The following is an 18568-nucleotide window of genomic DNA, read 5'->3' on the forward strand; positions in this document are numbered from 1 at the left end:
CGGCACTTGCGTGCCGCGGGGCTGTAGGACATTGTTGACGCAACGCCAAATCAGTGTCCGAATAGGGTTGGTGCGAAGGAGGGGACTCGAACCCCTACACCTGTTACGGCGTCAGGACCTAAACCTGGTGCGTCTACCAATTTCGCCACCTTCGCTTTAGCCAAGCCCGCTATTGTAGCTTGCTTGTTAAAATCGTGCGCATGAACCCGCGCCTAGATGCCCTACACCCCTACCCGTTCGAGAAATTGCGGGCCTTGCTGGCCTCGGCCGGCACGCCGCCGGACGGGCTTGCCCCCATCAATCTGTCGATCGGCGAACCCAAGCACGCCGCGCCGGAGCGCGTCGCGCAGGCCATCCGGGACGGCATGGCGGGGCTGTCGGTCTATCCGTCCACCAAGGGCGATCCGGCGCTGCGCCGGGCGATCTCCGAGTGGCTGGCGCGCCGCTACAGCATTCCCGCGCCCGACGCGGAAACCCAGGTGCTGCCGGCGCTGGGCTCGCGCGAGGCGCTGTTCGCCTTCACCCAGACGGTGATCGATCCGTCGGCCGGCTCGGTGGTGGTCTGCCCCAACCCGTTCTACCAGATCTACGAGGGCGCGACGCTGCTGGCCGGCGGCACGCCCTATTACGTCAATGCCGACGCGGCGCGCAATTTCGGCTGCGACTGGAACCAGGTGCCGGAAGACATCTGGCGCAAGACGCGGCTGGTGTTCGTGTGCTCGCCGGGCAACCCGGCCGGCAACGTGATGTCGCTGGAAGAGTGGAAGACGCTGTTCCAGCTGTCCGACCGCCACGGTTTCGTCATCGCCTCCGACGAATGCTATTCCGAGATCTACCTGGACGAAGGCAATCCGCCGCTGGGCGGTCTGCAGGCGGCGCGCCGCCTGGGCCGCGACGACTACCGCAACCTGGTGGCGTTCTCCAGCCTGTCCAAGCGCTCCAACGTGCCCGGCCTGCGCTCGGGCTTCGTGGCCGGGGACGCGGCGCTGATCGGCCGCTTCCTGCTGTACCGCACGTATCATGGCAGCGCCATGAGCCCCATCGTCACGGCCGGCAGCATCGCCGCCTGGACCGACGAAGAACACGTGAAGGAAAACCGGCGCATGTACCGCGAGAAATTCGACGCGGTGCTGCCCATCCTGCGCAACGTCCTCAACGTGGACCGCCCGCAAGCCTCGTTCTACCTGTGGGCCGGCACGTCCGGCCCCGACACCGCCTTCGTGCGCGACCTCTACGGCCGCACCGGCGTGACGGTGCTGCCCGGCAGCTTCCTGGCGCGCGACGCGCACGGCGTCAATCCCGGCGAGAACCGGGTGCGCCTGGCGCTGGTGGCACCGCTGGCCGAGTGCGTCCAGGCCGCCGAGCGCATCGCGCATTTCATCAAGACTTCCGTTTGACCAACCCCTCTTTGAAAAGCTGAGCCGTTATGACTCTCGACCTGCAAACCACCATCGAAAAGGCCTGGGAAGACCGGACCAACCTGTCGCCCGCCGACGCCAGCGCCGAAGTGCGCGAAGCGGTCGAGCACACCATCGACGGTCTGGACCTGGGCCGCCTGCGCGTGGCCGAAAAGATCAATGACGACTGGGTCGTGCATCAATGGATCAAAAAGGCCGTGCTGCTGTCGTTCCGCCTGAGCGAGAACGCCATCATGGGCCAGGCCCCGCTGCAGTTCTACGACAAGGTGCCGCTCAAGTTCTCCGAGTACGGCGACAACGCCTTCAAGCAAGGCGGCTACCGCGTGGTGCCGCCGGCCGTGGCCCGCCGCGGCGCCTACATCGCCCGCAACGTGGTGCTGATGCCCTCCTACGTCAACATCGGCGCCTACGTCGATGAAGGCACCATGGTCGACACCTGGGCCACGGTCGGCTCGTGCGCCCAGATCGGCAAGAACGTCCACCTGTCCGGCGGCGTCGGCATCGGCGGCGTGCTGGAGCCGCTGCAGGCCAACCCCACCATCATCGAGGACAACTGCTTCATCGGCGCCCGTTCCGAAGTGGTGGAAGGCGTGGTGGTCGAAGAGAACTCCGTGCTGGCCATGGGCGTGTTCCTGTCGCAAAGCACCAAGATCTATGACCGCGCCACCGGCAAGATCACCTACGGCCGCGTGCCCTCGGGCTCGGTCGTGGTGCCGGGCTCGCTGCCCTCGGCCGACGGTTCGCACAGCCTGGCCTGCGCCGTGATCGTCAAGCGCGTCGACGCGCAAACGCGCGCCAAGACCAGCATCAACGACCTGCTGAGGGCTTGATGAGCACGTCTTCCGGATCATCGGCCGTCCTGGACCTGGTCAAGGACCTGATCGCCCGCCCGTCGGTCACCCCGGCCGACGAGGACTGCCAGGCGACGCTGGCCGCGCGCCTGGAACGCATCGGTTTCCGCTGCGAGACCATCGCCCAGGGCGGCGTCACCAACCTGTGGGCGCGGCGCGGAAGCGCCGCCCCGCTGGCGGTGTTCGCCGGCCACACGGACGTGGTGCCGCCGGGCCCGCGCGAGAAATGGCAGAGCGACCCGTTCACGCCGACCGAGCGCGACGGTTTCCTGTACGGCCGCGGCGCGGCCGACATGAAGAGTTCGATCGCCGCCTTCGTGGTGGCGGCCGAGGAATTCGTGGCGGCCCATCCTCAGCACGGCGGCTCGATCGCGCTGCTGATCACGTCCGACGAGGAAGGCCCGTCGATCGACGGCACCGCCATCGTCTGCGACGCGCTGAAGGCGCGCGGCGAACAGATGGACTTCTGCATCGTCGGCGAGCCTACCTCGGGCGACACGCTGGGCGACATCTGCAAGAACGGCCGCCGCGGCTCGCTGTCGGGCACGCTGACGATCAAGGGCGTGCAGGGCCACGTGGCCTACCCCCACCTGGCGCGCAACCCGGTGCACCAGCTGGCGCCGGCACTGGCCGAGATCGTGGCCATCGAATGGGACCAGGGCAACGAGTACTTCCCGCCCACCACGTTCCAGGTGTCGAACCTGAACTCGGGCACCGGCGCCACCAACGTGGTGCCGGGCGAGGCCGTGGCGCTGTTCAACTTCCGCTTCGCGACCGCCAGCACGCCCGAAGGGCTGAAGGCGCGCGTGCATGAGGTGCTGGACCGCCATGGCCTGGAATACGAGCTGGACTGGGAGCTGGGCGGCGAGCCCTTCCTGACCCCGCGCGGTTCGCTCAGCGAGGCGCTGTCCTCGGCCATCCTGGCCGAGACCGGCGTCACCACCGAGCTGTCGACCACCGGCGGCACGTCGGACGGCCGCTTCATCGCCAAGATCTGCCCGCAGGTCATCGAGTTCGGCCCCTGCAACGCCACCATCCACAAGGTGAATGAGCGCATCGAGATTGCCTCGCTCGATCCGCTCAAGAACATCTACCGGCGCACGCTGGAAAACCTGCTGCCCGTCCAGCCCTGACGAGCCACACCCCGCGCCCGCAGCGCGGGACCACCGCCCCCATGAAGGCCAGCCGGGCCGGACGGGGGCGGCTTCACGAATCAGACCACACATGAATCCTGCCACCCGCCACGAACTGCAAACCCTGCGCGACCTGATCCGCTACGGCGTATCGCGCCTGAACGCCGCCCAGGTGGCGCTGGGCCACGGCAGCGACAATGCCTGGGACGAGGCGGTGTACCTGACGCTGCACGCGCTGCACCTGCCGCTGGACACGCTCGATCCCTTCCTGGACGCCCGCGTGCTGGCCGAAGAACGCGAGCGCGTGCTGGACCTGATCGACCGCCGCGTGACCGAGCGCGTGCCGGCCGCCTATCTGACCAACGAAGCCTGGCTGCGCGGCCACCGCTTCTACGTGGACGCGCGCGTCATCGTGCCGCGCTCGCCCATCGCCGAACTGCTGGACCAGGGCCTGACGCCCTGGGTGCAGGATCCCTACGCCGTCGAGCACGTGCTGGACATGTGCACCGGCTCGGGCTGCCTGGCCATCCTGGGCGCGCTGGCCTTCCCGAATGCGCAGGTGGACGCCGTTGACGTGTCGCCGGACGCGCTGGACGTGGCCCGCCGCAACGTCGACGACTACGGCCTGGCCGACCGGCTGGAACTGCACCAGAGCAACCTGTTCGACGCGCTGCCCGCGCGCCGCTACGACGTGATCCTGTGCAACCCGCCCTATGTGAACAGCGGCTCGATGGACGCGCTGCCGCAGGAATACCTGCACGAACCGCAACTGGCCCTGGCTGGCGGCGCCGACGGCATGGACCTGGTGCGCCGCATCCTGGAAGCCGCGCCGCGCTATCTGAACGACGAGGGCGTGCTGGTGCTGGAAATCGGCCACGAGCGCGACTTCTTCGAAGCCGCCTTCCCCGAGCTGTCGCCCGTGTGGCTGGACACCGAGGAAGCCAGTGACCAGCTTCTGCTATTGACCCGAGAACAACTGAAAACGTGATACGCGCCCAAGGATTGACCGTGCGCCGCGGCACCAAGGTGCTGCTGGACGGCGCTGAATTTGTTGTACACCCCGGCGAACGCGTGGGCATCGTCGGCAAGAACGGCGCCGGCAAGTCGACGCTGTTCGCGCTTCTGACCGGCGAGATCGACCAGGACGCCGGCGACCTGAGCCTGCCGGCCGGCTGGCGCATCGCCAGCGTCGAACAGGAACTTCACGCCGACGAACGTCCCGCCCGCGAGTTCGTCATCGACGGCGACACCCATCTGCGCGAACTGCAAGCGCGCCGCGCCACGCTGGGCGACGACCAGGGCACGCAGATCGCCGAGACCGAGGCAGCGCTGGTGGAAGCCGGCGCCTGGAGCGCGGCCTCGCGCGCCGAGCAGCTGCTGGCCGGCCTGGGTTTCAAGCCGCAGGAATGGATGCAGCCTGTAGAGAGCTTCTCCGGCGGCTGGCGCATGCGCCTGGCGCTGGCGCGCGCGCTGATGGCGCCGTCCGAGCTGCTGCTGCTGGACGAACCCACCAACCACCTGGACCTGGACGCCATGCTGTGGCTGGAGAAATGGCTGGCGGCCTATCCCGGCACGGTGATGCTGATCTCCCACGACACCGAGTTCCTGGACGCGGTGGCGAAATCCATCCTGCATTTCGACCACGCCAAGCTGGTGCGCTACCGCGGCGGCTACAACGACTACCTGACGCAGCGCGCCGAGCGCCTGCGCCTGGGCAACATCGCCTACGAACGGCAGCAGCGCGAGGCCGCCCGCCTGCAGGGCTTCATCGACCGGTTCAAGGCCAAGGCATCCAAGGCCAAGCAGGCGCAGAGCCGGGTCAAGGCCCTGGCGCGCATGCAGGTGCTGGCGCCGCTGCAGGCCGAGGCCGGCATCGATATCCGCATTCCCTCGCCCGACCAGGTGCCGGATCCGCTGCTGACGCTGGAACACCTGTCCGCCGGCTACACCGACGCGGCCGGCAACACCGTGCCCATCCTGCGCGACGTGACGCTGATGGTGCGCGCCGGCAGCCGCGTCGGCGTGCTGGGCGCCAACGGCGCGGGCAAGAGCACGCTGATCAAGACCCTGGCCGAAGAGCTGCCGGTGCAGGCCGGCGAGCGCCGCGCCTCGCGCGGGCTGGCCATCGGCTACTTCCACCAGCACCAGCTCGACATGCTGGACGTGGACAGCACGCCGCTGGCGCACCTGGCGCGACTGGCGCCCGAGGCGCGCGAACAGGAACTGCGCAACTACCTGGGCGGCTTCGGCTTCTCCGGCGACACCGTCAACGGCAAGGTCGGCCCCATGTCCGGCGGCGAAAAGGCGCGGCTGGCGCTGTCGCTCATCGTCTGGCAAAAGCCCAACCTGCTGCTGCTGGACGAACCCAGCAACCACCTGGACGTGGAAACCCGCGAGGCCCTGGCCGCCGCGCTGGCCGAGTTCGGCGGCAGCATGCTGCTGGTCTCGCACGATCGGCACCTGCTGCGCACCACGGTGGACAGCTTCTGGATCGTGGCCGACGGCGCCGTGCGCGAGTTCGACGGCGACCTGGAGGACTACCGCGACTGGTTGGCCGCGCGCAATGCGGGCGAACGGGCCGAGGCGCGTGAAAGCGCGGAAGGCGCAGAACCCGTCGTCGACCGCAAGGCCCAGCGCCGCGCCGAGGCCGAACAGCGCCAACGCCTTGCCGCCCTGCGCAAGCCGCTGGAAGCCAGACTCGCCAAGGTCGAGACCGAGATGGAAAAGCTGCGCGCCAAGCTGCAGGCGCTGGACGCGACCATCGCCGATCCGGACCTGTACTCCGACGAACGCCGCGCCGAACGCCAGAAGGTCATGGCCGAGCATGGCGAACACGGCAAGCGCATGGACGAGCTGGAAGAGCAGTGGCTGGAGCTGCAGGGCTCGCTGGAGGAAATCGGGCAAGCCGAAGCCTGATGCCACGCGCAACAAGCGGTGCACGTCCCCGACGTCGCCGCGCGCAGGGCGCAGGGCGCTCCCGACTGTGGCGCTCACGACAGCCAGAAAGGCGGCGGAAGTTGCCTGAATTCAGAATTTCATATAAAAACAATTCTCATTGATACTACTATTATCTTTTCAATTTTTATTAACCGCGATACTCCCCCCACACCACTGGTACTACCGTGCTCGAGCGCTATCACCGCGAGCTGCTGAATTTTCTGACCCGCCAGGTCAGCGACCGCGATACGGCGGCGGATCTGACCCAGGAAAGCTGCCTGCGCGTCCTGAGCGCCCAATCCTCCGGCCAAACCGTGCTGGACCTGCGCGCCCTGCTCTATCGCACGGCGCGCAACCTGATCATCGACTGGCATCGCCGCGCCAAAGTGCGTCGGCATGACAACCTGGACGCCCTGGCCGAACATCAGCATCCGGCCGCGCCGACGCACCTGCAGCCCGAGGAAGCGCTTGCCGCTCTGCAAGTAGTCCGCGCCTACGTCAATACCATCGAAAGCCTGCCGGCACGTTGCCGCGAAGCCTTCGTGCTCTATGTCTTCGACGAGCTCGGCCAGGCACAGATCGCCCAACGCATGGGCATCTCGGTCAGCATGGTGGAAAAGCACATCGTGCGTGGCATGGTGGCCTGCCGGCAATGCGCACGCGGGCTGCAGCACGCGGACCATCGCCAGACGCCGCCGACGGCCAGGCGCTGATCCTGTCCCGGCCAACACCGCCTCACATGCCGTCCGCCCCCCTGCCCATGAACGCCGCCTCGCCCGCCCCCCTGCCCGACGACGCTGAACAGGAACGCGAGTTCGACGCCTTCGCACGCACGCAGGACCCGCTCGATATCGAAGCGGCCATGTGGATGGTGCGCCGGCGTGGCGGTTTGGATGCCCATGGCCAAGCTGCGCTGCAGGCCTGGCTGGACGCCGACCCGCGCCACGCCGCCGCCCTCGACGAAATGGACTCAGCCTACGCGAACATAAAACGGCTGCCTGATACGGACACGACGGCGCTTGGCACCGACCCACGCGATACGCACGACCCGTCACCGGCCACGGCACCATCAAACCCCGCGTCCGTCCGGCAGCGCACGCACCGGCGCGGCCATCTTGCGCGCACAATGGCCGCAGCGCTCGCCTTCGTGATCGTCGGCTGGGCGAGTTGGCAGTACCGGGGGCAACAGCCTCTGTTCGACCAGTCCTTTGCCACCGGGCCGGGCCAGCAGCAGACCATAACCCTGCCCGATGCCGGCGATCAGGGCAGCCACCTGCAGTTGGATACGGCAACCCGGATGGATGCCCGCTTGTATTCAGACCGGCGCGAGGTACGGCTGCACAACGGCCAGGCCATGTTCACCGTCGCGCCAGACGCGACACGTCCCTTCCACGTCCGGGCGGGCGCGCTGCGTATCACGGTCGTAGGCACGCGTTTTTCCGTCAGGCAGACGACCTCCGGCCTGGATGCGGGCCAGACGGTCATCGCCGTGGAAGAAGGCCATGTGCGCGTCGCGCCTGCCGATCAGGCAAACCGCGACGAAGCTTCCCCGGCGGCGCCGCTTGAACTGACTGCCGGACAAATGGCAGTGGCCGACCAGGCCGGCCGCCTCAGCGCGGTAAGTCCCATTCCCACATCGGCCATCGCCCCCTGGCGCGACGGCCGCGTCAACTTCGACCAGACCCCGTTGAGTGCGGCGATTGCCGAATTTGAGCGCTATGGCAATACTGGCCTGATCGTGCGCGACCCCGCCGTGGCGGCCATGCGAGTCGGCGGCAGTTACGGTGTGCGGCAATGGCGGCATTTCACGGAAACCCTGCCCCAGGTGCTTCCCATCCGGCTGGTACGGCGGGGCAACATCACGGAAATCGTGGCGCGGTAGGCAGCCCCAACATTTTGCGCCGTTTCATCCGGCATACCTGAGGATTGGGCGGGCTGGTGCGTCTACATCGGTAGCAGTGGGCCGTTCTGATCGCGGACGGCCCGAACTCGATTCCCGAATCAAGGCCCCTTCCTCCATGCATCAACCGCAGCCGCCCAAGCGCCCTCACTCCACGCTTCTGATCCTGGCTACCGCCCTCGCGGCGGCCTTCTCGGCCGGCCACCCGCCGGCCGTCCTTGCCCAACCCGAAACCGCCGCCACGGCGGCTCCCGTCAGCGTCCACCTTGCAGCACAGCCGCTCGGACAGGCGCTGAACGAACTGGCCCGCCAGGCCAACCTGCAACTGACCTTCGCGGCCTCCGACGTGGCCGACAAGTCGGCGCCGGCCGTCTCCGGGCAATTGACCGTCGCACAGGCGCTGGACCGCCTGTTGCGCGGATCCGGCCTGACGGCCTCAATCGACGGCGCCAAGGTGCTGGTCACGCGTGTTGCCAGCTCGTCATCCGACGCGACTGAACTGCCCAAGGTGACGGTCACCGGCCTGCGCGAAAACGCGACCGGCCCCGCCAACGGCTACTCGGCGCTTCGCAGCGCAGCGGCCACCAAGACAGACCAGGCCCTGTTCACAACGCCCGGGTCGGTCTCCGTCGTGACCCAGCATCAAATCGAGGCCCAGGCCACGCGCAGCGTCTCCGAAGCCCTGCGATACACCTCGGGAATCTCCGCCGAGTACGAAGGCGTTGACTCGCGCTTTGACACACTGGCCTTCCGGGGCTTTAACTCGGGGTCGGTCAGTTGGCTCAATGGTCTGAAACTGGACGGCGGGTCCGGCGCCGGCAACAACTGGACCCGGCCGCAGATCGATCCCTACATGCTCAACCGCATTGAGGTACTCAAAGGGCCTGCGTCCTCACTGTATGGTGCCATGGTGCCGGGCGGACTGATCGCCCTGTCCAGCAAGCGCGCGGACATGGACCTGACGACCCAGAGCGTCGAACTCACGGCCGGCAGCCACAACCAGCGCCGCGCCGGCGTCGATCTGCACGGCAAGACCGAAGAGCAGCAGCTCGCCTGGCGGCTGCTGGCATTGGACAGCACCAGCGACAGCCAGGTGGACTTTGTCGAACGCAAGCGTCAACTGTTTGCGCCCTCTGTGAAAATCGACTTGGCCCGGCGGGGCGAGGTGCAATTCTGGGCGGCGCTGCAACGCGACCGGGGCGGCAATGACTCCCAGTGGCTGCCCGCTTATGGCACGCTGTACGCGAATCCGAACGGTGCGCTGGCAACCGGACGCAACATCGGCGAACCTGGCTTTGACCGCTTCGACCGCGACCAGAACATGGGCGGCATCTCGCTGAAGTATGACTTGACTGACAGTCTGACGCTGCATCATGAAAGCCGTGTGCAACGCATCAAAACGAATCTGAAAATGGTCCAGAGCGATATGTACGCCGAACCCGATCCGGCCGAAGGCGCCTGGGACTGGCGCAGCATCAAGCGCTACGCCAACCACGGACGCGGCACCTCCAACGCCTACGCCAGCGATACCCGCCTGGACTTGCGCACCGCCACCGGACCTGTCCAGCACACGATCACGGTGGGACTTGACTACTATAGGGACCGCTTCTCCGCACGCCGGGACATTGCTGCCGTCGGCCCGGATGACAGTGACGGCGTGCTCGACGTCTATGATCCGCAGTACGGCATGGCGATAAGCCCGTTCACCCCGCTGTCGCGCATCCGCAGCGGACAAACGACGATGGGGCTGTACCTGCAAGATGCCCTGCGCTGGGACAGACTGCACCTGATCGCCGGGTTGCGTCACGACCGATCCCGAATCGATGGCGCCAGTACGCGGCGCGACGAAACTGCGGATTTGGGCCAGCGCGACAGCGCCGCCAGCGGCCGCCTCGGCATGCTGTATGAAGCGGACGGATGGGCGCCCCATGTGAGCTACGGCACCTCATTCGAGCCGGTCGCCGGCGTGACTGCCACAGGCACGGCCTTCAAGCCCATGCGCGCACGTCAGCTTGAGCTGGGGATCAAGGTGCAGCCACGGCAGGACTGGATGCTGGCCGTTGCGCTGTTCGACATCCGTCAAACGAACCGGCTGACCGATGACCCCGTCCACGGATTTCCGGACCAGGTGCAGACCGGCGAAGTCCGCTCACGCGGCCTGGAATTCGAATTGAACGGCAGACTGTCCAGAAACTGGTCGATCATCGGCTCTTACACCTTTCTGGACACCAAGGTCACGCGCACCGAGATCCCCGAAGAATTAGGCAAGCCGCTGCTGTTCGTGCCGCGCCAGCAGGCCGCCCTGTGGATGGACTACACCCTGACGGGCCAGCATGCCCTGCAAGGTGCGGTGCTGGGCGCTGGCGTGCGCTACGTGGGCAAGACGCACAACGGCGATATCGGCATGGCCGGGGGGGGCTACGCGGGTTTGACCATCCCCGCGCATACCGTGCTGGACGCCCGCGCATCCCTGCTGCTCGGTAATCTGTGGCCCTCGCTGCGCGATAGCGAACTGGCGCTGAACCTCAGCAACCTGACCAATAAGCGCTACGTCTCCACATGCGGATCGCTCTGGACTTGCAACTGGGGGCTGGGACGCCAGATCAGCCTGACGTTCACGGGGCGCTGGTGATGCGCGGCCGCGCCTTGCTGGCGGCGCTGACCCTGTCGGCATCTTCGGTGGCCCTGTCCGCGCAGCCGTCGGAAACGCTGACGCCCGGCTGCGCCTGGGTCGCCACCGATGGCGCCAACACAACGACCCTGGACGCTTACGGGGTGGCCGATCTGACCACCGGACGGCGCATTGATGCCGATACCCGATTCAACATCGCGTCGGTATCCAAGCAGTTCACCGCACTGGCCGTCCTGCTGCTGGCCGAAGAGGGAAAACTGACCCTGGAGGATGAGGTCGGCATCCACCTGCCTGAACTCAATGGGGAACTGCGCACGCCCACCCTGCGGCAGATTCTGACGCATCGCAGCGGGCTGCCCGACTACATCACCCCGCTGGAACGCGCGGGACGAATGTCCGGGCGGGTCACGCGTGAAGAAACGCTGGACCTGCTCGCACGCATGTCGAAACTGCGCTTCGCGCCCGGCAGCCGCTTTGAGTACAGCAATACCGGTTACTTCCTGCTGGCCGAGGTGGTACGGCACGTCAGCGGCCAGAGCCTCGCGGACTTTTCCGCCCAGCGCATCTTCGAGCCGCTGGGCCTGCGCGCCACCCATATCGTGGACCATTACCCGACCCGCCTGGACGGGCTGGCGCGCGGCTGGACACGCAACGCACAAGGCTGGCAACTCGACGAGTCACGCTGGGAACAGACGGGGGATGGGCAGGTCTATACAACGGCGGCCGACATGGGCCGGTGGCTTGGACATGTGCACCGTGATACACCGCTGCCGCGCGCCAACGGCCAATCCGCCCGAGGCGTGCGCAGCATGCTGGGCTTGCAGCAGGTCGACCGCAACGCATTGGCGAAAGACCGTGATGTCTACGTCAATGGCTGGGAATACACCCTGATCCAGGGCGAAGTCGTGATTTCGCATGGCGGCGGCTGGGCGGGCTACGCGTCATACTGGGCCTACGCACCGGCTTCCGGACGAGGCGCCGCCGTGCTGTGCAACCACAGCGATGCCGAACCGAAGCGGCGCGCCTTGCGACTGCTGTCCGGTTCGCCATAAAACAGCATGCCCCCGCCCGGATCGCGTCCATGGCGGGGGCCTGCATGCTTGCGCCGGTCCGCGCCGGCAGACTGCATACCGGCGCGGACCGTCATTCAAGTACCGCTCACAGATTTACCACTCGTAGCCCACGCCGACGTTGCCGCCCACGCCGCCACGGCTATCGCCGGCCACGGCGCCCTTGTAGGTCCACTTTCCGCCCGGGCTGACCATGGACATGCCCACCGCAAAGCCCGCCTGGCCTCCGTAGGAACCGGTAGCGACAGACACCATGCTGCGTCCCGGCAGATAGGCCTGCGGCAGCCCGGCCACGGCCAGCGACAGCGAAGTCGCGCCGCGCAGGTCTCGTTGCAGACGCCGACGCATGTCCTCCACCTGCCCGACCGTGGCAACGTCGGTGCGCTTGATGCCGTCCAGCACATTGGTCAGCCGACGCGGATTGCCATCCGAGCCGAACGAGACCGTGCCCGGATCGGTCGCCACCGAGTCCGTGCCAATCGCCACGGAATTCTCGGCCAATGCCTGGCTGCCCGAGCCGATTGCGACCGATTTCGCCGGCGCCGCGCTGGCGCCGCTGCCCAGTGCCACGCCGTCCAGTGTCACCGCACCATTGCCGCCGGCAAAACCGGTCGTGGAACGGGCGGCCTGACCCACGGCGCCGCCAGATTGCGTGACCGCCGACCGGCCCGTCGCGCCGCCCGTGTCCGAACGCGCCCCGGTGCCTACCGAACCGCCGGACGCCGTCTGCGCCTGCAACCCGATGGCACCGCCATCGATCGAAAAGGCCTCGCTGCCGATCGAGCCGCCCGACCCCGTCTGAGCCGTCTTACCCACGGCGCCGCCGTCAACCGAGCGGGTGTCGCTGCCGATCGAACCGCCCGAACCCGTCTGGGCGGTCTTGCCCACGGCACCGCCGTCAACCGAGCGGGTATCGCTGCCGATCGAACCGCCCGAACCCGTCTGGGCGGTCTTGCCCACGGCACCGCCGTCGACCGAGCGGGTATCGCTGCCGATCGAGCCGCCCGAACCCGTCTGGGCGGTCTTGCCCACGGCACCGCCGTCGTCCGAGCGGGTGTCGCTGCCGATCGAGCCGCCCGAACCCGTCTGGGCGGTCTTGCCCACGGCACCGCCGTCAACCGAGCGAGTGTCGCTGCCGATCGAGCCGCCCGAACCTGTCTGAGCCGTCTTGCCCACGGCACCGCCGTCGTCCGAGCGGGTGTCTGTGCCAACCGAGCCGCCGGCCCCGGTCTTGGCGGTCTTACCTACAGCACCGCCATCCTCCGAACTGGTGTCGTTGCCGATCGAACCGCCACCCGCGTTCGTCTTGGCGCCCAGGCCGAGTTCTCCGGTATCGCGCACCGTCTGCAATTTGGTATTGGTCGCGGCCAGATTGTTATTGGTGGTCGTCAGATTGCTGTTGGTGCTGTTGATGGCATTGGTATTTCCGTTGATTGACGTTTGTATGCCGGACACCGTGGTATCAAAGATAGATTGCTCAACGTAGGTCTGCGCAAGTGTTTGACCGCTCCCCATGCTCAAGGCAGCCAGCGCCACCATGCCGACGGCCTTGCCGGGCAGCAGCCGACGCGGGTTCGTCAGCGCCACCGCACATGCGCCCGATTGAGCAGCATCCGAAACAGGGGTCCACAACTCATGTGCCTGGCTTTGATCTTGGGTCTTGCAAGAGAATGACATTTTTGTATTCACGCCAACATAATGGAGGAAAAAGCAGAACCCATCCCGCTTCTGCCATGTGTTGACATCGACGAAAAGGGCGAAAGCACAACCGGTCTGTACGGGTGATCTGTACGCCGAGTTGATGCGCCATCAATCTACTTATGACCACATGAAACTAATATCAGAAACTTCTCAAACATGTGATTGCAGTGAAAGGCGTTGCGCGGCAGCCCAACGGACGTGGGCGCGCACGACATCGACGCCTTGCCGGCGTTCACGAGGGAATGGGAAAAAAGACGCGCTGTCGGCCGGCTGATGACAGCCGGACCGGCAGGCAAAGGCGGAATCAGGAGTAGGGACGGTCGCGCAGACGGCTGTGGTGGTCGATCACGGTGTCGATCACCTCGCGCAGGATGGTTTCGGCCAATGCGGCCGGCACGCCGGCCTCTTCGGCCAGGCGGCGGATGCGCGCGACCTGCTGGGCCTCGCGCTTGGGATCCACCAGATCCATGCCGTGGTTCTGCTTGAGCTCGCCGATCATGTCAGTGCAGCGAAAGCGCACGCCGAGCAGCAGCATGATCTGCTGGTCGATCTCGTCGACCTCGGCGCGCAGCGATGCCAGTTCGGCCTTGGGGGAATCGTGGTCAGCCATGTCGTTCAACCCTGGACTATGTCGAGTTTGGCGATGCCCAGCGCCAGCGTCTTGGCGCCCACGTCGCGGAACTGGATCTCGGCCTGGGCGTCCTGCCCCGACCCGCTCAGACCGATGATGGTGCCGTCGCCGAAACGCGCGTGATGCACGCCCTGGCCTACACGATACTGCTTGTCGCCCACGGTGACTCCGGTGGCGACGCCGCGCGGTTGACGCGGCGCAATCGTGTTGGTGGGCTTGCGTCCGAACGCGTCGGTGCGGCTGCCGCCCCAGGGCGCCTGCGAGGCGCCCGCCTGGGCCAGGCCGGCCTTGGGCGTCAGCCACTTCAGGTGCTTCTCGGGGATTTCTTCCAGGAAACGCGAGCGCATGGCGTAGCGCGTCTGTCCGTGCAGCATGCGGCTCTGCGCCAGCGTGATGTACAGGCGCTGGCGCGCGCGCGTGATCGCCACGTACATCAGGCGCCGTTCCTCTTCCAGCCCGGATTGTTCGAGGATGCTGTTCTCGTGCGGGAACAGGCCCTCTTCCAGGCCGGTGATGAAGACCGCGTCAAACTCCAGGCCCTTGGCGGCATGCACCGTCATGAGCTGGACCGCGTCCTGGCCCTGCTGCGCCTGGTTGTCGCCGGCTTCCAGCGCCGCGTGCGACAGGAAGGCCGCCAGCGGCGTCATGCCGTCCGGCGCCACGATGGGCGCGTCGACCACGCCCGGCATCAGCGTCGAGGACGCGTCGGTCTGGGGCACCACGCCGGCGGGCATGCCGTCGTAGTTTTCCTCGGACGCGAACACGGCCGCGGCGGTGATCAGTTCGTTCAGGTTTTCCAGGCGCTCGGCGCCTTCGCGCTCGGCCTTGTAATGGGCGTTCAGGCCGCTGGCCTCGAGCATGTGCTCGACCATCTCGGGCAGCGGCAGGTCGCGCGTTTCCTCGATCAGGCGATTGATGAGCTGGGCGAACTGCACCAGGTTGGAACCGCCCTTGCCGCCCACCATGGCCACCGCCGAATACAGGCTGATGTCATGGGTGCGGGCTGCGTCGGCCAGCGTTTCCAGCGTGCGCGCGCCGATGCCGCGCGTGGGGAAGTTCACCACCCGCATCAACGACGTGTCGTCCTGCGGGTTGGCCATCAGGCGCAGATAGGCCAGCGCGTGCTTGATTTCCTGGCGCTCGAAAAAGCGCAGGCCGCCATAGACCTTGTAGGGAATGCCGGCGGAAAAGATGGCGTGTTCCAGCACGCGCGACTGCGCGTTGCTGCGGTAGAGCACGGCGATCTCGCGGCGCAGGCTGCCTTCGTGGATCAGCGAACGGATCTCGTCCACCACCCACTGGGCTTCCATGCCGTCCGACGGCTGCTCGATGACGCGCACGGGCTCGCCTTCGCCCTGCTCGGTCCAGAGGTTCTTGCCCAGGCGGCCGCTGTTGTGGCCGATCAGCGCGTTGGCCGAATCCAGGATGTGGCCATAGGAACGATAGTTCTGCTCCAGCCGGATCACCGTGCCATGCGCGTAATCGCGCTCGAAGTCGGCCATGTTGCCGACGTTGGCGCCCCGGAACGCGTAGATGGACTGGTCGTCGTCGCCCACGGCGAAGATCGCCGCGCCGCCGCCGGCCAGCAAACGCAGCCACTTGTACTGCAGCGTGTTGGTGTCCTGGAACTCGTCGACCAGGATGTGGCGGAAACGCCGCTGGTAGTGCTCTCGCACCGGCGCGTTGCGCGACAGCAGCTCGTAGGCGCGCAGCAGCAGCTCGGCGAAGTCGACCACGCCCTCGCGCTGGCACTGGGCCTCATACAGCTGGTAGATCTCGATCAGGCGGCGACGATGGCTGTCATAGGCTTCGACGCCGTCCGGGCGCAGCCCTTCTTCCTTGGCGCCGTTGATGAAGCGCTGCACATCGCGCGGCGGATACTTCTCGTCGTCGACGCCATTGGCCTTCATCAGCCGCTTGATGGCGGCGAGCTGGTCGGTGACGTCGAGGATCTGGAAGCTTTGCGGCAGGCCGGCATCGCGGTGATGCGCCCGCAGCATGCGGTTGCACAGCCCGTGGAAGGTGCCGATCCAGAGACCGCGCGTATCGATCGGCAGGATGGCCGACATCCGCGCCAGCATCTCGCGGGCGGCCTTGTTGGTGAACGTGACGGCCAGCAGCCCAAAAGGCGAAGCCTGGCCGGTTTGAATCAGCCAGGCCATGCGGGTGGTGAGCACCCGGGTCTTGCCGCTGCCCGCCCCGGCCAGGACCAGGGCGTGCTGCGGTTCTAACGTTACTGCGGCGCGTTGTTCGGGGTTGAGCTTCTCTAGCATCATGCCGCGTAGCGGCGCAGACGTTGAGCGAATTGCTCGAGCCCGGCGATGCCGCTTTGCTGGGCGCGCTGGCACCAGGCCTGCAGGTCATGGAGCAGCTGTTCGCTGCTGGCGCTGGAGCTTTCCCAGATGCGGCCGAGCTCACGGCGCATCTGCACCAGCGTGGACAGCGACTTGTTCTGGGCGATGGCCTGGTCGACGGCCTGCAGCTGCTCAGGCTGGAGGATGTCCTCGTTGCGGTGGATGGCGCGGCGCACCTTGTGCAGCTGGCTCCAGCCGCATTCGGCGTTGCCTTCCTGGCGCGAGGCCTTCATCTTGGCCAGCTCTTCGCGGGCGGCGCTCTTGATGATGTCGGCGTAGCGGGCCATGACTTCGTAGCGGTGCGTGATCACGCCCTGCAGCGTGCGCAGGTCGATGCCGGTGCGCGAATCATCCAGCTTGAGCTTGGGCGCGACCTTCTTGATCTTGGCCAGACCCAGGAACTTCAGGATGTTGATGTAGCACCAGCCGATGTCGAATTCGTACCACTTGGCCGAGAACTTGGCCGACGTGCCGTGGGCGTGGTGGTTGTTGTGCAGTTCTTCGCCGCCGATCACGATGCCCCAGGGGAACACGTTGGTGCTGGTGTCCGGGCTGTTGTAGTTGCGGTAGCCCCAGTAGTGGCCGATGCCGTTGACCACGCCGGCGGCCCAGAACGGGATCCAGGCCATCTGCACGGCCCAGACGGTCAGGCCGATGGCGCCGAACAGGGCCACGTCGATGGCGAGCATGGTCAGCACGCCCCACAGGCTGTGCTTGCTGTAGACCTTGCGCTCAAGCCAGTCGTCAGGCGTGCCGTGGCCGAACTTGGCCATGGTTTCCTTGTTGTTGGATTCTTCGCGGTAGAGCTCGGCGCCACGGAACAGCACCTTCCAGATGCCGAACAGGATGGGCGAATGGGGATCGCCTTCCTTTTCGCACTTGGCGTGGTGCTTGCGGTGAATGGCGACCCATTCCTTGGTGACCATGCCCGTCGTCATCCAGAGCCAGAAGCGGAAGAAGTGCATGACGGCGGGATGCAGGTCCAGACCGCGGTGCGCCTGGCTGCGATGGAGGAAGACGGTGACCGAGACGATCGTGATGTGCGTCACCACCAGCGTGAAAACCACGACCTGCCACCAGGTGGCTTGGGTCAGACCGCCAGCAATGAAGGAAAGGATGTAATCCATAAAGCTTTTGTGAGCCTCGCGTAAAGAGTGCCTGGAGTTTAGCTTACCTTTGCCAGCTTATGACAAGGGAGTTTCAAAATAGTTATTGAGAGAAATCAAGGACTAAGCCCCGTTTGGCTGGCAGGAAACCAGCTGAAAAACCCGTAGGCAAGCCGCCAATGAACCCGATTTTCCGCAAAAACATTTCAGGCGCGTCGCGATACGTCCCCGCCTGCATGGCCTGCGCCGAATGGCGCGGCCCGCAGCGCCTGGTTCAAGGAAATGGGCGCGGACGTCAGGTTTTGGCCGGAACGGGCCGTTAAAGTTCCAGTCAGGTGCGTCCGTCTTGATACGGCCACGGACTGAGGGCAAACTTCGCCCCTGCCCTCAGTCCTCGACTTCGAGCGAGTTCCAATGCCTGTTTCAATTATACGTCCCCGTTTTATTCCCCTGCTGGCCGCCGCGACCCTGGCTTATGCCGGCGGCGCCTGCGCCCAGTCATTGAAAGTGGGAGACGTGGCTGTGTTGGCTTCTTACTACGAAATAAGAGGGTCGGATTGCCTGGCATTGCGGGCGCCAAAGGTGACGATCACCCTGCCGCCGCACCTGGGCTCGGCCAACGTGGCCCATACCCAGGGCCAGTCGAGCGACTCGGGTCGCTGCGCCTACAAGGCCGTGCCAATCGCCCAGGTGGTCTACCAGACCAGCCAGCCCGGCGCGGACACCCTGGCCTGGGAAGTGAAATACCAGAACAAGACGCTGGGCATCCGTCGCTACAGCGCCACGGTGAACGTCGCGCCGGCGCCCTGACAAAAACAGCGCCCCGGCGGAAAGC

At 66.3% G+C, this 18568-nt stretch carries 14 protein-coding genes and 1 tRNA gene; 10 read left to right on the plus strand and 5 right to left on the minus strand.

The genetic code is table 11. The features are described 5' to 3' along the window. Nucleotides 1-68: 68 nt before the first annotated feature. Nucleotides 69-155 (minus strand) — tRNA-Leu (locus AC6LJ9_RS27325). A 45-nt stretch (nucleotides 156-200) separates the two neighbouring features. On the opposite strand from AC6LJ9_RS27325, the gene dapC reads away from it, so the two are divergent. From dapC to AC6LJ9_RS27370, 9 genes are all read left to right on the plus strand, one after another. Beyond that, complete coding sequence (gene dapC, locus AC6LJ9_RS27330) at nucleotides 201-1397, plus strand: succinyldiaminopimelate transaminase (RefSeq protein ID WP_212312548.1); 1197 nt, start codon at nucleotides 201-203, stop codon at nucleotides 1395-1397. Between the two features lie 29 nt (nucleotides 1398-1426). Continuing rightward, on the plus strand, nucleotides 1427-2248 hold the full coding sequence (gene dapD / locus AC6LJ9_RS27335; RefSeq protein ID WP_212312547.1) for a 2,3,4,5-tetrahydropyridine-2,6-dicarboxylate N-succinyltransferase: 822 nt from the start codon (nucleotides 1427-1429) through the stop codon (nucleotides 2246-2248). Next, nucleotides 2248-3402, plus strand: a complete 1155-nt coding sequence (dapE, locus tag AC6LJ9_RS27340; protein ID WP_498149983.1) for a succinyl-diaminopimelate desuccinylase — start codon at nucleotides 2248-2250, stop codon at nucleotides 3400-3402. The genes dapD and dapE overlap by 1 nt, the downstream gene beginning before the upstream one ends. Nucleotides 3403-3493: 91 nt before the next feature. Continuing rightward, entirely contained in the window at nucleotides 3494-4390 is an 897-nt protein-coding gene (gene prmB, locus AC6LJ9_RS27345) for a 50S ribosomal protein L3 N(5)-glutamine methyltransferase (RefSeq protein ID WP_498149984.1), read from the plus strand. Continuing rightward, the gene (locus tag AC6LJ9_RS27350) at nucleotides 4387-6318 is read left to right on the plus strand and encodes an ABC-F family ATP-binding cassette domain-containing protein (RefSeq protein ID WP_498149985.1); all 1932 of its coding nucleotides are present in this window, start codon (nucleotides 4387-4389) and stop codon (nucleotides 6316-6318) included. Before prmB ends, AC6LJ9_RS27350 begins: the two co-directional genes overlap by 4 nt. A gap of 206 nt (nucleotides 6319-6524) precedes the next feature. After that, a complete protein-coding gene (locus tag AC6LJ9_RS27355; RefSeq protein WP_498149986.1) occupies nucleotides 6525-7052 on the plus strand; it encodes an RNA polymerase sigma factor in 528 nt (175 codons plus the stop codon). Between the two features lie 47 nt (nucleotides 7053-7099). Next, the gene (locus AC6LJ9_RS27360) at nucleotides 7100-8221 is read left to right on the plus strand and encodes a FecR family protein (RefSeq protein WP_498149987.1); all 1122 of its coding nucleotides are present in this window, start codon (nucleotides 7100-7102) and stop codon (nucleotides 8219-8221) included. 136 nt (nucleotides 8222-8357) lie between these two features. Beyond that, nucleotides 8358-10871, plus strand: a complete 2514-nt coding sequence (locus AC6LJ9_RS27365; RefSeq protein WP_498149988.1) for a TonB-dependent siderophore receptor — start codon at nucleotides 8358-8360, stop codon at nucleotides 10869-10871. After that, on the plus strand, nucleotides 10871-11923 hold the full coding sequence (locus AC6LJ9_RS27370; protein ID WP_498149989.1) for a serine hydrolase domain-containing protein: 1053 nt from the start codon (nucleotides 10871-10873) through the stop codon (nucleotides 11921-11923). Before AC6LJ9_RS27365 ends, AC6LJ9_RS27370 begins: the two co-directional genes overlap by 1 nt. A 114-nt stretch (nucleotides 11924-12037) precedes the next feature. Here AC6LJ9_RS27370 and AC6LJ9_RS27375 read toward each other — a convergent pair whose 3' ends face one another. The 4 genes from AC6LJ9_RS27375 to AC6LJ9_RS27390 form a co-directional block, all read right to left on the minus strand. Continuing rightward, complete coding sequence (locus tag AC6LJ9_RS27375; RefSeq protein WP_498149990.1) at nucleotides 12038-13528, minus strand: YadA family autotransporter adhesin; 1491 nt, start codon at nucleotides 13526-13528, stop codon at nucleotides 12038-12040. Between the two features lie 418 nt (nucleotides 13529-13946). Then, nucleotides 13947-14252 (minus strand): chorismate mutase, encoded by a 306-nt coding sequence (locus tag AC6LJ9_RS27380; protein ID WP_212320827.1) that lies wholly within the window; start codon nucleotides 14250-14252, stop codon nucleotides 13947-13949. 5 nt (nucleotides 14253-14257) lie between these two features. Then, on the minus strand, nucleotides 14258-16549 hold the full coding sequence (locus AC6LJ9_RS27385) for a UvrD-helicase domain-containing protein (protein WP_498149991.1): 2292 nt from the start codon (nucleotides 16547-16549) through the stop codon (nucleotides 14258-14260). Further along, the gene (locus AC6LJ9_RS27390; RefSeq protein WP_212320831.1) at nucleotides 16546-17754 is read right to left on the minus strand and encodes a DesA family fatty acid desaturase; all 1209 of its coding nucleotides are present in this window, start codon (nucleotides 17752-17754) and stop codon (nucleotides 16546-16548) included. Before AC6LJ9_RS27390 ends, AC6LJ9_RS27385 begins: the two co-directional genes overlap by 4 nt. A gap of 561 nt (nucleotides 17755-18315) precedes the next feature. Between AC6LJ9_RS27390 and AC6LJ9_RS27395 the strand changes: the two genes are divergently transcribed. Beyond that, nucleotides 18316-18543 carry a hypothetical protein gene (locus AC6LJ9_RS27395; protein ID WP_249205354.1) on the plus strand — a complete coding sequence of 76 codons (228 nt, stop codon included), beginning with the start codon at nucleotides 18316-18318 and terminating at the stop codon, nucleotides 18541-18543. Nucleotides 18544-18568 lie beyond the last annotated feature (25 nt).

It is taken from the genome of Achromobacter sp. 1011811831, assembly GCF_059760905.1.